Annotated in this window: 11 protein-coding genes; 3 read left to right on the top strand and 8 right to left on the bottom strand. The window is 62.6% G+C overall.

The window, feature by feature from the left end; genetic code table 11:
• Window positions 1-220: 220 nt before the first annotated feature.
• Entirely contained in the window at window positions 221-871 is a 651-nt protein-coding gene (locus SH809_03125; protein ID MDZ4698676.1) for a hypothetical protein, read from the bottom strand.
• 93 nt (window positions 872-964) lie between these two features.
• Window positions 965-2,545, bottom strand: a complete 1,581-nt coding sequence (locus tag SH809_03120; protein MDZ4698675.1) for a M20/M25/M40 family metallo-hydrolase — start codon at window positions 2,543-2,545, stop codon at window positions 965-967.
• A 55-nt stretch (window positions 2,546-2,600) separates the two neighbouring features.
• Here SH809_03120 and SH809_03115 point away from each other — a divergent pair, with 55 nt between their 5' ends.
• Window positions 2,601-3,587 carry an aldo/keto reductase gene (locus SH809_03115; protein MDZ4698674.1) on the top strand — a complete coding sequence of 329 codons (987 nt, stop codon included), beginning with the start codon at window positions 2,601-2,603 and terminating at the stop codon, window positions 3,585-3,587.
• A gap of 4 nt (window positions 3,588-3,591) precedes the next feature.
• Here SH809_03115 and SH809_03110 read toward each other — a convergent pair whose 3' ends face one another.
• Together SH809_03110 and SH809_03105 are read right to left on the bottom strand one after the other, a co-directional pair.
• Complete coding sequence (locus SH809_03110) at window positions 3,592-4,569, bottom strand: non-reducing end alpha-L-arabinofuranosidase family hydrolase (protein ID MDZ4698673.1); 978 nt, start codon at window positions 4,567-4,569, stop codon at window positions 3,592-3,594.
• 362 nt (window positions 4,570-4,931) lie between these two features.
• A complete protein-coding gene (locus SH809_03105; GenBank protein MDZ4698672.1) occupies window positions 4,932-5,846 on the bottom strand; it encodes a fumarylacetoacetate hydrolase family protein in 915 nt (304 codons plus the stop codon).
• A gap of 159 nt (window positions 5,847-6,005) precedes the next feature.
• Here SH809_03105 and SH809_03100 point away from each other — a divergent pair, with 159 nt between their 5' ends.
• A complete protein-coding gene (locus SH809_03100; protein MDZ4698671.1) occupies window positions 6,006-6,608 on the top strand; it encodes a Uma2 family endonuclease in 603 nt (200 codons plus the stop codon).
• A 37-nt stretch (window positions 6,609-6,645) separates the two neighbouring features.
• On the opposite strand, the gene SH809_03095 is transcribed toward SH809_03100, so the two are convergent.
• The 4 genes from SH809_03095 to SH809_03080 all read right to left on the bottom strand — a co-directional run bounded on the left by SH809_03095 (window position 6,646) and on the right by SH809_03080 (window position 13,113).
• Window positions 6,646-9,678: an efflux RND transporter permease subunit gene (locus SH809_03095; protein MDZ4698670.1), complete on the bottom strand. Its 3,033-nt coding sequence runs from the start codon at window positions 9,676-9,678 to the stop codon at window positions 6,646-6,648.
• 52 nt (window positions 9,679-9,730) lie between these two features.
• A complete protein-coding gene (locus SH809_03090; protein ID MDZ4698669.1) occupies window positions 9,731-10,825 on the bottom strand; it encodes an efflux RND transporter periplasmic adaptor subunit in 1,095 nt (364 codons plus the stop codon).
• A gap of 167 nt (window positions 10,826-10,992) precedes the next feature.
• Window positions 10,993-12,420, bottom strand: a complete 1,428-nt coding sequence (locus tag SH809_03085; protein ID MDZ4698668.1) for a TolC family protein — start codon at window positions 12,418-12,420, stop codon at window positions 10,993-10,995.
• A gap of 36 nt (window positions 12,421-12,456) precedes the next feature.
• Window positions 12,457-13,113 (bottom strand): TetR/AcrR family transcriptional regulator, encoded by a 657-nt coding sequence (locus SH809_03080; protein ID MDZ4698667.1) that lies wholly within the window; start codon window positions 13,111-13,113, stop codon window positions 12,457-12,459.
• Between the two features lie 205 nt (window positions 13,114-13,318).
• Here SH809_03080 and SH809_03075 point away from each other — a divergent pair, with 205 nt between their 5' ends.
• Window positions 13,319-14,455 (top strand): efflux RND transporter periplasmic adaptor subunit, encoded by a 1,137-nt coding sequence (locus SH809_03075; GenBank protein ID MDZ4698666.1) that lies wholly within the window; start codon window positions 13,319-13,321, stop codon window positions 14,453-14,455.
• Window positions 14,456-14,647: the final 192 nt, after the last annotated feature.

The following is a 14,647-nucleotide window of genomic DNA, read 5'->3' as shown; positions in this document are numbered from 1 at the left end:
GAGCCGGCCGGCTCGTATGCCCTGATGGAGGACAGCATACGGCAGACAGCGATCCGACGCCATCGGCGGCGCCGGCAAGGCCTCGAAACGGGACGCCGCCTCCAGTTCGATTTCCGAGAGGCGGTGTATGTCGGCCTCCACGGCCTCTCGGATATAAAAAGCGGCTTCGTCCATCCTCGGGGTAACAGGCCGCGGTAGGCCGCTGTTCCGGCAGCCGGCGTTACTCAGGGCTGATCTCGAACCGCATGCTCTTCAGCACGGATTCGTACACCGGCCAGTTGGCATCGAAATGATCCCGCACCCCTTCGATGACGATCTGATAACACCGTGTGCCCCGGATGACGTAGTAGATTTGCCCCTGGATGGCTATCGGCGCATCCGTTTTCTGATAGGCATAGGCGGTGGCGTACCCGTCCGGAAACAGGTTGCGCGGGTCCGTGTCCGCCAGTACCTCTTCCTCGATCCAGCGCACATCGGGGGGATGGAACGGGAAGGATTGCCCGATGGATTTCCGGCCAAGCGAAAACAAAAACCGGCCATACCAGCCATGAAAGCCTTCCATCCGCACCTGCACGATGTGGTGGGCGTAAGCGGCCGGGTCGGGCAACATGGACGAATCTACCCGGGTCGTCACAAGCAGTCCATGGCCGTAGATCGCCGCGCTGCTATCCGCGCCCGTGTAACGGTTGTTCCGTTTCCGTTCATACTCGGCTTTCGAGACCAGCATGAGCGGCCCCACCTCTTCCCAGCCGGCCGGCACCTCGAACGTCAGGCCGATGGCGCTGTAATCGATTGGGACGACTCCGTCGGCTGGCGTGGAACGCTCGGATACAATGGCTACAAAAAGGGCTACTAACAGCAGGTAACGCATACACGGGTGAGTAAAGTTGCGCGGCCGACACGGGCGCGCTGCCTGCCAGTCGTCGCGACCCGGGAAGGTTGCTGGATGGGACGGGTGTAGCGTTTATCGGGGCGAGCGGCGCGGGGCACGGCATTCCGGCCACGGACGCGGCTCCTTCGTCCGCGGGTTGATCGGCAGCTGCGCCTTCTCGCGCCCGACGCGATCCGGGTCTTCCGAGGCCATGTAGGCGATCATCGCGGCGAGCGTCGCGTTTTCCTTCAGGTCGTCGAATACGATCTTGTCGTACGTATCGCGGTTGGTGTGCCACGTGTACTGACGGTATTCGTCGTAGGGCGACTGGAACCGGAAGCTCGGCACGCCGGCGCAAACGAACGACGAGTGGTCGCTGCCGGAGTTATTTTGTGCGCCGGGCATTTCGAGTTCGATCCGACCCGAGATCTCGGTGGGTACGACCGACATCCAGCGCGGGATGTGCGCGTCGGCGTCCAGATACCCCTGCCCTTCGATTTTCTCAAAGCGCCACGTGCCGTTGTCCTGGTTAAATGCGACTTGAAGGCCCTCCATCACTTCGGGATGATCTTCCCGAAATACGCCGGAGCCGATCAAGCCCATCTCTTCAGCCCCCCAGTGGCCCACGAGGATGGTGCGTCGTGGATTTGGATAGGTAGCCTTGAGAATGCGCATGGCCTCAAGCATCGTAATGGTGCCCGTGCCATTGTCCGTGGCGCCGGTGCCGGCGTGCCACGAATCCAGGTGCGCGCCCAGCAGTACGTATTCGTTGGGTAGTTCGCTGCCTTTTAACTCGGCGACGACGTTGAACTGCGGCACTTCCCCCAGCTTCTCGGCGTCGGCGTTGACGCGGAGGCGAACGGGGCGGCCGCTACTGGCGAGGCGGTACATCAGCCCGTAATCCTCGCAGGACACATCGATCCCCACAGCCTGCGTGGCGGAGGTGCTGAATACCTTGTTGACCCCCCAGCCGCCCGACCACCGGGAGGTGAGCACACCGGCCACGCCGATGCTATCCAACACCGCCTCGCGACGGAACGCCGGCCCGATGGGTTTCATGCGCTCCTCCCAGGCCATCCGGTCCGCCATGCGCAGCGAGTCCAGGCGTTGGATCGTCTCCTCACGCGCGTTGGCCTTCAGTTCTTGCTGGGCGCGGCACATCCGCTCCGGGGGCGTCGTCATCACAAACTTCCCGCGAACGCTTGTCAGCCACGCCGGCAGGGTCTCGGCGGTCAGGCCTTCGGGCGCCATCACCACATCGCCTTCGACCGGACCATTGGTGCCGGGGCTCCAGGCGAGCAGTTCGGCTTCGAGGGACTGGACGCGGGGCTCGATCATATCGATGTGGAGCGCCCCCTGGCGCCAGCCGGTCCAGGTGCCGTAGTGCTCCTTGCGGGCCGACACGCCCCAGGAAGTGTACACCTCGAGCAGCCACTCCTGCGATGCCGCCAGGTTCTCCGAGCCGGCGAGGCGCGGCCCGAAGAAGTCGACGAGTTCATGCGCCAGCGCCTCGGTTTGTGACCGGTCGATGCCTTCTTCCCACATCTTCTGGATGACCGGGTCGTTGGTGGGGAAGGTCTGGCCGGCGGCGGACTCGCCGGCGGCCGTCAGGAGCATGATCACCAGAGCAGGCAACACGCAAAATCTCGAAACAGGCATGGCGACACTTGTCATGGGTTGCAGTAGATTGGGCCGATCGGACGATTTTGCACCAATATACAACATCCCTATGACCCACCGTACCCTCGGCAAAACCGGCTTCCACATCTCCGACATCGCCCTTGGCACCTGGCAGGTGGGCGGCAAATGGGGATCCGCTTTTGATCATACCCTGGCGGACCGCATTCTGCGCGAGGCGATCGACAGCGGCATCAACTTCATCGACACGGCGGACGTGTACGGCGGCGGCGAAAGTGAAAAGGCCGTCGGGCGCGCGGTGCGAGCCTCTCGCGAACGGATATACGTGGCCACGAAGTGCGGCCGGCAGCTCAAACCGCACACCGACGCCGCCTACACGCCGGCGGCGCTCCGCGGCTTTGTCGAACAGTCGCTGGTGCGGATGGGCCTCGATTGCCTGGACCTCGTCCAGCTCCACTGCCCCCCGACCCCGGTGTACTACCGCCCGGAAATCTTCGAGACCTTCGAACGGCTACGGGAAGAGGGCAAAATCCTGCACCTGGGCGTGAGCGTCGAAAAGGTCGAGGAGGCCTTGAAGGCGATCGAGTTCGATACCGTGACGACCGTCCAGATCATCTACAATCTGTTTCGACAGCGCCCCCACGACCTGTTCTTCCCCCGGGCCGCCGAAAAAAACGTCGGCATCATCGTGCGCGTCCCGCTGGCCAGCGGGTTGCTGACCGGTGCCTATTCGGCCAGCACGGTGTTTGCGCCGGGAGACCACCGGCGCGACAACCGCCAGGGCGAACACTTCGACCGGGGCGAGACCTTCGCCGGCATCCCGTACGAGGTCGGCCTGGCCGCCGTCGACCGCGTGAAGGCCTTACTGCCGGATCAGGCCAACCTGGCGACGATGGCGCTGCGCTGGGTCCTCATGCGGCCCGAGGTGAGTTGTGTGATCCCAGGGGCGTCGCGTCCGGAGCAGGTAGCCGCCAATCTACAGGCCGCGAACCTGCCGGCGCTATCCGCCGGGGCGATGGCAGGAATCCGACAGATCTACGAGGAAGATGTAAAACCCTGGGTGCACCAGGTGTGGTGATGGGTCACTGCCGCTCGATGAGCCCGAGTCGCCACGGTAACTCCTCGTAGGGACCCACGTGATCGCGCCCTAACAGCCCCTGAATCAGCCAGATCGGGTGATCGGCATCATACTCCAGATACTGATCGAATCCGGTGCGCAACGCTTCGCCGTGCGAAACCTCCTCGGTCCACATCGGAACGTCGGGCGACGGCTGTAGGAGATCGCCGGTCGCATAAGGCGATTCAGTACGCGTCCACGGGCCGGCGAGATGCTCGGCCACGGCCAGACCGAACGAGCGCGCACCGTTTTCGTTCAGTTCGAAGATCATGTGGTAAGCTTCCTGGCCGGCGACTTTGTATACGTGCACCGCTTCGTGCACGCCGGCTAGAACCGTCTGTGGCGCGCCCCAGTCAGCGGGAAAGGCCTCGACCCGCGTCGTACGCACCACTACTTCGTCGTGCGAGCGCGTGTAGAAAAGATACACGGTGGCCGTATCCGCGATTATCCAGAAGTCGATCCATTTGGCAACCTCATCCTTCTCCAGCAAAGGCGCCGGCGCGCTCCAGTCGTCCGGGCGATCGGGGCGATCGGCCACAGCATACACGGGCTGGTAGTTTGCGTCGCGCGTTTGATACACCAGATACCACTGCTTTCGAGGCGCAAAGTAAAAGATCTGCGGAGCGGCGGCATATCCCGTCTTATCCAGCAAGCCGGTGAGCGGCGTCCGGTGTGCCCTATTCAGGTCTTCCAGTCGCTCGGCGGCGACATACCCCAGGCCATACCGGCCCTGGCCCCGGGACGTATAAAATACATGCCAGCGCCCCTCGAATTGAACGACGCTCGGGTCTTTTACCGCCGTCGCGTCGAACGTATCGCCGGCGTTCTGCGGCGCGAGCACGGAGGCACGAAGCGCCCATCCGCCGGGTGTATCGGGACCACACGCCGCCAGGCAGAGGGTGATCGCAAACAGACCTGCTGTCCCTACACCTGGTCGGCTCATGACATTCCCACCGTCGACGCAACCCACGAGATTGAGAGAGAACGAGGTGCACCCGGATGCCTTGTAGGGGTCTTCATGATTGTCGGTGATCCAGCGCTACGGTAAAGTGACACGCCATCGGCTGTGCGCGGCCACGGTAATGTAGATACCCGTGCCCGGGGTATCAATGGCGCCGGCCTAGAACAGAGCAGATGAAGCATCTGCGTTCGATTCATTCGACCAGGCGATAGGATCACGGCGTCGCGCACCACGCCCACGTTATGCGTATTCGTAATCATCACCGGCGAGCCCGAAGGGATGAGGAGTGCCATCGCGAGCGCGATCCAGACGCCCGAAAAACGGTTGCGTAAGCGCATGACAGGTTACCGCGGCGCCATCGAAACCTCGATCCGCCCGAGATGCTCGAATATGACCTCTGCGCGATCTCCGGCGGCAATAGTCGGATTGTCGATCAAACTGCCCGTGACCACGATTTCACCGGCGCGGAGCATCCGGCCATGTTTGGGCAGCTCATTCGCCAGCCACAGCAGCGCGTCCCAGGGCGTCGTGCCAAGGATCTGTTTGCCCTCGCCCGAGGACATGATCTCGCCATTCACCTCCGCGCGGGCCATTTCTTTCGCGAGGTCGAGCGAATCCACGGGCACGCGGACGTTTCCGAGGAGGACGCCGGCGTTCGACAGCGCGTCGGCGATCATGTGGTGGATGGTCGGCACCGTGTCCCCTTCGTGAAGGGCGCGCATCCGGATGGAGATGAGTTCGATCGCGCCCGTCACTTCCTTCACCGACGCCCTCAACGCTTCCATCGACACCTCCGGCCCGGGCACATCGCTCCCCATCACAAATCCAATTTCCGCCTCCACCTGGACGTTCCCGTCCACGAACCGGGCCGGCGGCAATACGGCGCCCGGTTCAAATCGATCCGAAGCCAGCATATAGGCAAACGATGGATCGGGGGTCGGTGCGGCCGCCGTGACGCGCGATCCTCCCATCTTCCACCCGATCAGTTGCTCGCCGGCCGCCTCCTGCAGAGCCAGGGCCTCCCATTGGATAGCGTAGGCGCCCTGCCGATCCAGGGCCGGAACACCCTGCGCCAGGGCGTCGGTTGCTTGAGCAGCCCGCTCTTTATCCAACAGAAAACGAGCGATCTCGGCCGGTGACGTCTCGGGCCCGATGGCCACGGCAGCGCCGGCTTCGCGAGGCGGCTCGCCCGGCTCGCAGCCGGCTGCCACCAGAAGCGACAAGCCCGCGAGACTCAAACCAATGGATTTTAACAACATGGGGATGTGGGATCTCTTGCCTGAGAATTCGTCGAACCGTTCAGGATACAACCTGAAAAGATGCCATCCAACACGACACCGAGGGTACGCAGGGCAGCGCGTCCACGTCTATAAGAAGTATAGTCCTCCCAGAACGAGACCTGCTCCCATGCGTACATCATGCCCTACCCGTTTCACCATCTACCCGTCCCGCCCATGCCGGCCGACCCCATCGCCCTGCGCCGCTTTACCGTTCGCGAGTACTACGCGATGGCTGAAGCCGGCATCCTCGGTCCAGACGAACGCGTCGAATTGCTTGACGGTCAGGTGGTCGCCATGTCCCCGATAGGCGCACGGCATGCGGACCGCGTATCGAAGCTAGCGGAATATTTCGTGGTTCGCGCGCTGGGGTTGGCATCTGTCAGAATTCAATGCCCCATTCGGCTTGATGATCTCTCCGAGCCAGAGCCAGATCTTGCTCTCGTCCGAATCGAACATGACTATGGTGATGCCCATCCGGATGCCGCAAAGGTGCACCTGGTGCTCGAAATAGCTGAATCCTCCCTCAAGAAAGATCTTCGGACAAAAGTCCCGATCTACGCCAACGCAGGCATCCCCGAAGTGTGGGTCATTGCCCTGGAAGACGATCGCGTACATGTCTTCCGCGACCCCGCCCACGGAACCTACCGCTACGAGACCGTGCTCGACCGACGGTCCACGATACAACCCGAACGTCTGCCGCTCCTCGGACCGATAGACGTCGATGTATTACTGGGGAGGTAAGAGGAGGCACGCCACGCTTGGCTGTCATGAGTTCGCCTCACCCCCGCGTCAGCAGCTTGTACAGCACCGGCACCACGACCAGCGTCAGCACCGTCGACGCGAGCAGTCCGCCGATGATCACCCACCCCATCGGGCTCCACATGGTCGAGTTCGTGAGGGTCAGCGGCAGCAGGCCGCCGACGGTGGTCAGGGTGGTGAGCACAATTGGACTGAAGCGCGTGGCGCCCGCCTCCCGGACGGCCTGTTCGACGGTCCGCCCCTGTTTTACGAGTTGGTTAGCATAATCAACCAGGATGATGGAGTTGTTGACGACGATCCCGACGAGGCTCGTCAGCCCGATGAAGGCGGAGAAACTGAACGTGTAGCCGGTGATGAGCAGCGCCGGCACCGCGCCGACGATCGCCAGGGGCACGGCCGTGATCACGATCAGCGGCTGGCCGAACGAGCGGAACTGGAGGACGAGCACGCCCAGAATCCCGAGGAGCGCGACGACGAGGGCGGATGTCAGACCCGAGAAGCTCTCCTGCTGGGATTCGAGTTTGCCGGCCACGAAATACCGGTAACCCGCCGGCCACGGATACGCCTGCAACTGCTCGATGACCCGGTCCGTCACCTCGAACTCGGAATATCCCTCCTCCACGAACGAAGTCACGGTGACGTTGCGCTCCAGGTTGTAATGGTCTATGCGGGTCGCGGCCGATTCCAACTCCACGTCGGCCACCTGGCGGAGCGGGATGCTGGCGCCGGTGAACGAACTCACGTTGATCCGGTCAAAGTCGGCCATGGTAGGCTGACCTTCCAGCGGCAGACGGACGACGATGGCGTGGTCCTCCCCGCCGGCGTCCCGATACGTCGCCACCGGCAGGCCGGCGAGGCCGGCGCGCACCGTTCGGTCGATCTCCACCAGCGGCACACCGAGCAGGCCGGCCTTGTCCCGGTTGATGCGGACGTGGAGGTCGGTCTTAGGGTCCCGCATCGGGTTGTCGATGTTGTCGGTGCCGTCGGTGCCCTGCATGATGCCCTCCACCTCGCTGGCCAATCGCTCCAGTTGATCGATCTCGTCGCCGATGACCTTGATAGCGATCGGCGCCTCCACGGGGGGGCCGTTTTCGAGTTCGAGAATATCGATGTCGGCGCCCGGTATAGCCGCGAACGCCGTCTTCAGCTCACGGATCAGCGTGCGCATGACGCCGATGTCCGACGCCTCGACCATGATCTGCGCGATATTGCTCTTTTCGCCGCGGGGGATGACGTTGTAATAAAACCGGGGATTGTCTCGCCCGATGTTCGCGGCGTATCCCGCCACCTCGTCGCGGCCGGCCAGTACGGCCTCGACCTGCCGCGTGACGGCGTCGGTGTAGTCGAGGTTAGCGCCTTCCGATGTCTCGACATTGACGATAAACTGGGGCTTCTCGGCTTTCGGGAAAAGTGAGACGCCGACGAGCGGGAACAGCGCCAGGCTGCCGGCGAACGTCGCAAAGGCCGCGATCAGCACCAGCGCGGGCCGGCGTAGTGCGCCGGTGAGCGTACGGGCATAGGGGCCGGCGACCAATCGATCCAGCCCCCGCTGCAGCCAGGGCGTGCGCCGCGCCGTTCCGTCGCCCACCTTCAAGTAGCGGCTCGCCAGAAAGGGCGTCAGGGTAAGCGAGATCAATAGCGATGCAAGCAACGCATAAATCACGGTCACCGGCATGCTGCGAATGTACTGGCCGCTATCACTCTCCATGAACACGATCGGCAGAAAAGACAACACCGTGGTCGCGGTCGACGCCACGATCGGCCAGCCGACCTCCTTTGTCCCCTGGATCGCCGCTTCGTAGCCTGAGTGACCCATCTTTCTAAATCGGGTGATGTTCTCGACGACCACGATGGCGTTATCGACCAACAACCCGAGCGCCACCACCAGCCCGACGATACTCATCTGCTGGATGCCGTACCCGCTCATGTCCACCCAGCCGATCGCGATCATCACGGAAACAGGGATCGCCAGGACGACGATGGCCGACGCGCGGGCTCCCAGCGCCAACAGGATCACTACGCCGACCAGCAGAACGCCCTGGAGCAGGTTGCCAAAAAAGCTATTTACCCGTTCGTGAACGCTGATCGACTGATCGAAGGCGGTCTCCATCCGAACCCCCTCCGGCAGCGCCCGCTCGAACTCGGCCAGCCGTGCGTTGAGACCCTCCATCACGGTGAAGATGTTGGTGCCTTCGCGTTGCACGACCGTTACGAACACGGCCCGCTCGCCGTTGTACCGCGCGCGGTAGGTGTCGTCTTCGAAGCCCATGTCGACAGCCGCTATGTCCTTCAAATACACGATCCGATCCCCCATACTGTGGACGATCGTGTTCCGGATGTCGTCCAGCGAACCGTAGTCGCCGCTCGTCTGTATGTTGTACCGACGCTGCCCCAGATCCACGCTGCCCCCGGGGATGTTCTGCGCGTTCGCCTGGATGGACTGAACGACGCGATCCAGCGGCAAGCCGATCTCCCGCATCTTATCAAGATCGAGCCCAACGCGCACTTCCGACTCCGGGTACGCCCAGGTCTCGGCGCGCATCACGCCGGCCACCCGCTCCAGCTGTTTCTCCAGTTCCTCGGCCTGCTCCTGCAACACGCGGTAGCCGGCCGCTTCGGAAACGAGCGCCACCTGAAGGATGGAGACATCCGCCGTCGAGAACCGGAAGGTCTCCACCGAAAGAACGCCCGGCGGGAAATCCCCTCGCACCCCGTTCACCGCCAATGTCACCTTGTCGTAGGCGTCGTCGGGTTCTACGTTCGAATAAAACTCGGCAACAACCGTCGCCACGCCGTCCTTCGTAGTGGACGCCATGCGCCGGATATCCTCCAACTCATTGAGGGCCTCTTCGATCGGATCGACGATCAAGCTCTCGAGGTCCGCCGGGCTGGCCCCCGGAAACACGACGATAATACTTGTCCCGGGGGTCTGGATCGCCGGGTCCTCCGCGCGCGGCATGGTCATGAAGCTGACAACACCGAGCAGCGTCAGCAACACCATCATGACGATGGTAAACGGGTAGTTCTGGATGGCGAGGGAAGGGAGTTTCATAGGGCAAAATGAAAAGGGCAAAAGGCAAAATGAAAGGGCAAAATGGATGGGGTTAATCGACAACCCTTACCGAGTCGCCATCGTTGAGGAAGCCGGCGCCTTCGGTGATCACCTCGTCCACCCCCTCGAGGCCGGCCGCTACCGCCACTTCGTTATCGAGCATTCGGCCGATCCGGATCACATGTTTTTGCACCTTTCGGTCGCTGCCGAGGCCATAAACGATCCCTTCCTGGCCATCTCCCTCCACCAGCGCCTCCACGGGCACGAAGTCGTAGGTCTCTGCCTGCGACGGGTACAACGAGGCGCGGGCGATGAAGCCGGACTTGAGCTTGCCGGCGGGATCCGCGATCGCGACTTCCACTTCGAAGGTGCCACTCAGCGGGTCGGCGGCGTCGGCTATCTCACTGACGTAGCCCGTAAACAAGACATCCGGATAGGCATCGAAGGCCAGATGAACGGAGTCCGCCAGGCTCAGTTTTACGATGTCGCGATCGGCCAGACCCATCCTCACGATCCACCCGCTGGTGTCGCCGGCGAACAGGAACAGCGGCTGACCGGCCTGCACCAACTCGTTGGGCTCGGCGAGCCGGCGTAAGACACGGCCCGACACGGGTGCCACGATGGTGGCATGCTGCCGGTTGAAGGCGGCGATGCGCAGGCTGGCTCCCGCAATCTCGGCGCCCGTGCGCGCATCCTGCACCTGCTCAAGCGTCGCGACCGAGTCCGCGAACAGCGCCTCAACCCGTTCAAGATCCCGTTGGGCTTTCTCGTCGGCCCGTTCCGCCTGGAGCACCTGGGCGTCGATCTCCGTCCGGTTGAGCTGCGCGAGCACCGCGCCGGCGCGAACCCGCGCGCCTTCATCGACAAACAGCCCATCGACCAGGCCGCCGATCTTGAAGGAGAGTTTCATCTCGCTCTTGGCCGCCAGTCGGCCGCTGGTGTAGATCGGCATCGGGCGGGTATCCCGCACGACCGGAGCAGTGCGCACCGCCAGCGCATCCGACGGGGGTCCAGGCTGCTCGGCGTCGGCGTTGCGGTTGCAGCCGACGAACGCGAGGGTGGCGAGCAAAAGTGCCGGCAGCAGCGCCAGGGTCAGGACGTTCGAGCGCCCGGCGCCAGAAAGAGGTACCAATTGATCGATTTTCATGGGGTGTGGCCTTGATTGAATCGTACACGTTGTGCTTTACCGCCGCCTCGTCATCCCCAACTTGATTGGGGATCCATGCGAGGCTTGATGGTTGCATGGTTCCCCGCGTTCGCGGGGATGACGGCAGGGGGAAAGACTATGATCACCAGGTGCTAAGCCCTGAGCCGTCATTCGCCGCCGGCCGCGAACTCCAACTCGGCAAGCCGGATGAGGAGATCGTACCGGGTGATGTTCATATTCAGCTCGGCGCGGGTCCATACGTCTCGGGCATCAAGCAGCGTCACCTGATTTTCCATCCCCTCCTCGTATTTCCGGGCCACGCGGCGGTACCCTTCGCGCGAGGCGAGGAGGCGCTCCTCGGCCGTGGCGAGGGAGCGATGGGCGACCTCCAGGTTATCCATAGCGTCCTGCACCTGCAGCCGGATCTGATCGTCCAGCTCTTCCCTCTGGAGTTCGAGCCGGCGGGTGTCGAGGCGCGCCTGCTGGATGCGAGCGCGTTCCTGGAAACCGTCGAATAACTTCCACTGGAGGACGACCGACGCCATGTAGTAGGAACGGTCGCCGGCGATGCCATAGTCCTCCCCCTGAATCCCGAGATCAAATGCCAGCGCCACGCCGGGCATCGCATTACTTCTCTGGATGTCGATCGAGGCGCTCGATGCCAGCACCGCGGCATCCAGCTGCTTCCGTTCCTGCCGCCGCGCGAGGGCGTCTATGGCGACGGCTTCGGACGGACGGAGTACCGCAAGCCGGTACGTGGCGACCGGCAGCCGAGCGTCGTCGGCCGGCGCGTCGATAGCGGCATCCAGCGGGCGATTGAGGAGGAAGTTGAAATACGATCGGGCCAGATCGCGCTGGCGCGCGGCATCGGCCTGCTGCTGTTCCACATCGAAAAACTCGGCCCGCGCGCGCATCACGGCCTCGTCGGTCGCCTTCGCGTATTGCACGAGCCGCTCGTTCACGCGGACATTTTCCGCGACCACGCCATGCGCCGAGGCGAAAATATCGACGGCGCGCTGGGCTTTCAGGTAATCGTAATAGGCCACCTTGATGTCGCGCGCCAGTTGCCGCCGAAACGCCTCGAGCCCGGCTTCCTGCGCCTCCATCAGGTGACCCTGGAGCCGGTAATTTTGCCGGATCGCCGGCTGGTAAATCGGCTGCAGGAGGCGGACACGCGTATCCTGCTCCCGCTCCCGCAAAAACGGAATCTCGACGTTTTCGATCGTCGGGAACGGCGCGGGCTGCCCCTGCGACCCCAGGATGTCGTTCAACGTCTGGTACACCGGGTTCATGAGGTCGCCCACGGGAAACAGGATCTGCCGGCCCCCGCCGGCGCGCGAGTAACGCGCCTCGAGGCGGATTTCGGGCCAGAACATCCCCCGCGCTTCGTCCAACGCCCGAAGGCTCTTCTCCAGATCGAGCGAACGCTGTTGGAGCGCGAGGTTACTGACCAGGCCGGCCTCGACATACCCTTCCAAGGGTGTCTGCGCCCGAGCCGGCTCGGGCCGGAACAGGTAGACGCCCAACAGCGCCGCCAGCAGAAGCAGCAGCCAGAAGCGGCCATTGACGGCACATATGCATTGGCGTTTCATCATCTTTTGACGTTTTGTCAATGGAAAAAGCAAATTTTTTTATCCCGGGGTTGGCGGGGCGAGTGCGCGCAGCATCATGTGAAATCCCTGGTCGATGAGGGCTTCGCTGTGGACCTGGTGGAGTTCGAATAACATGTCCGCTTTGTTCGCGGCCAGCTGAATGATGCCGTGGGTGAAGCCCCAGAGATTGATCCCCGTCAGCATGGGGTCTCCGACATCCGGCCGAATCGAGCCGTCGGCGATACCTTCGGTGATGACGGCGGCCATGAACTGGAGGATGCACTCCCCCTCGCGCATACATGCGGTAGCATTCTCCGTGGCCTCGACAGGCGCCATCGGCACGGCGCGCGCCTCGATGTCCGCCATCGCCTGGAAATACAGCGGTTGTTCGCGGTGGAAGGCTACATAGGCCCGTCCGATGGCGGTGATCTTGTGCAACCCATCCGGCTGGTGGACGACGGCCGTTTCAAACGCTTCCCGAAGCCGCTCGAAGGCGCGCACCGTCAGCGCCAGGTAAAGGTCGTCCTTGTCTTTAAAGTAAAAATAAACGAGCCCACGGCTCAGCCGGGCTTCGTCCGCCACATCCGCCATCGTCGCCCGGTCGAGACCCTTCATCGCGAACACGCGCTCCGCCGCATCGACGATTTCGGTGCGCCGGCGCTCTTTCTCTTCCTGACGTCGTTCTGAGGTGGACATGGCTTAGAAGACTATTGACACTTTGTCAACTCTTTTACAGGAGTACAACGATCAAGTTGCCGCCGCATCGATATTTTTTACTGCTACTTTTCTAGCCGGCATCCCGGGCTCCTGTAACATCGCTTCGGCGTCGGCCGTACGGAGCCAGAGTGTACGACCAGCCGCCACGAGCCGGCCCTCCCATTCACCCGCCACTTCGAGACTTATGAAAGGAGCCAAACGCCTGATGTTGATATTGGGCATCATCATAGTCATCGTTGGCGGCGGCGGAGCCGCCTACAAAGCGTACAGTGACAAGGACCAAGAAGAGGTCATCCCGCATGTCTTGGCCTCCCGGGGCGACATCGTCGACAAGGCCCTGGCCGTAGGCACCATCGAGCCCCGCGTCGAAGTGAGCGTCAAATCCCAGTTCTCCGGCGTCGCCCGCCGCCAGTTCGCCGACGTGGGCGACTTTGTGAAGGCCGGCGATCCGCTCCTCGAGATCAAGCCCACCCCAACCCCCCGCGAACTGGTCGACGCCGAGCGCATGATCCAGCTGCGCGAGCTTGAGGTGAACAATTTGAAGGCGGAATACGACCGCCAGACGACGCTGCACGACAAACAGCTGGTGGCCGACCAGGAATTCGAGCGCTCCCGCCGCAGCTACGAAGAGGCCCGCCTGCAGGTCCAGATAGCCCGTGAGCAGTTGGAGTTGCTCCGGGAAGGCCGCGTGTCCACCGAAAGCGGCAGCTTCGAAACCGTCGTCCGCGCCCCCGTCAGCGGGTTTATTCTGGATAAGATGGTCGAGATCGGCGACAACGTAGTGCCCCTCACCTCCTACCAGGAGGGCACGGTGCTGATGACGATGGCGGATATGAACGACCTGATCTTCCGCGGCACGGTAGATGAAATCGATGTAGGGCGTCTCAAGGAGGGCATGAACTCCGTCATCAAAGTCGGCGCCCTCCCTAACGCCAAGGTCACCGGCTTGCTGGCCAGGATCTGGCTCAAGGCTGAAAAAGAGGACAACTCGACCGTTTTCCCCGTCGAACTCGAAATCCTCTCCGCCACCGAGAAAGAGGCCACCTCTCCGGAAAGCAACCCGGCAACCGTGGTGCTTCGGGCCGGCTATTCGGCCAACGCCGAGATCATTATCGAACAACGGGTGAACGTCCTGCTGATCCCCGAACGCGTCATCGAATTCAGTGGCGACACCGCGCGCGTGAATGTCCTCCTGGCCGACAACGCGCTGGAGGAACGCATCATCCAGACTGGCCTAAGCGACGCCATCCAGATCGAGGTCCTCTCGGGCATTGCCGAGGGCGATAAGGTCCGGGAGAAACCGCCAAAGGTGATTGAGTAAATGGTTACAGGTTACAGGTTATAGGTTGCAGGTTGCAGGCTTAGAAGCCGTTCAGAATTGCATATGGCATACAGAGCAAGTCATCCCGCGAAGGCGGGGAACCATCCAGGCTTTAATGTTGCGCTGAAGCAAGCCAGGAACTGCAAGTGAGGTATTCTCGATTGTTCAATGGGTCCCCGCGTTCGCGGGGAT

This window comes from Rhodothermales bacterium, from assembly GCA_034439735.1.
Classification (GTDB): Bacteria; Bacteroidota; Rhodothermia; order Rhodothermales; family JAHQVL01; genus JAWKNW01.
Note: the sequence above shows the minus strand (reverse complement) of the source record. Positions and strands in the feature narration are given on the sequence as shown.

Excerpts from the sequence above, each read along its gene's own strand:
- SH809_03120 (MDZ4698675.1), bottom strand. The coding sequence starts at position 2,545 with ATGACAAGTGTCGCCATGCCTGTTTCGAGATTTTGCGTGTTGCCTGCT.
- SH809_03110 (MDZ4698673.1), bottom strand. The coding sequence starts at position 4,569 with ATGAGCCGACCAGGTGTAGGGACAGCAGGTCTGTTTGCGATCACCCTC.
- SH809_03075 (MDZ4698666.1), top strand. The coding sequence starts at position 13,319 with ATGAAAGGAGCCAAACGCCTGATGTTGATATTGGGCATCATCATAGTC.
- SH809_03100 (MDZ4698671.1), top strand. The coding sequence starts at position 6,006 with ATGCCCTACCCGTTTCACCATCTACCCGTCCCGCCCATGCCGGCCGAC.
- SH809_03085 (MDZ4698668.1), bottom strand. The coding sequence starts at position 12,420 with ATGATGAAACGCCAATGCATATGTGCCGTCAATGGCCGCTTCTGGCTG.
- SH809_03125 (MDZ4698676.1), bottom strand. The coding sequence starts at position 871 with ATGCGTTACCTGCTGTTAGTAGCCCTTTTTGTAGCCATTGTATCCGAG.
- SH809_03105 (MDZ4698672.1), bottom strand. The coding sequence starts at position 5,846 with ATGTTGTTAAAATCCATTGGTTTGAGTCTCGCGGGCTTGTCGCTTCTG.
- SH809_03080 (MDZ4698667.1), bottom strand. The coding sequence starts at position 13,113 with ATGTCCACCTCAGAACGACGTCAGGAAGAGAAAGAGCGCCGGCGCACC.
- SH809_03095 (MDZ4698670.1), bottom strand. The coding sequence starts at position 9,678 with ATGAAACTCCCTTCCCTCGCCATCCAGAACTACCCGTTTACCATCGTC.
- SH809_03115 (MDZ4698674.1), top strand. The coding sequence starts at position 2,601 with ATGACCCACCGTACCCTCGGCAAAACCGGCTTCCACATCTCCGACATC.
- SH809_03090 (MDZ4698669.1), bottom strand. The coding sequence starts at position 10,825 with ATGAAAATCGATCAATTGGTACCTCTTTCTGGCGCCGGGCGCTCGAAC.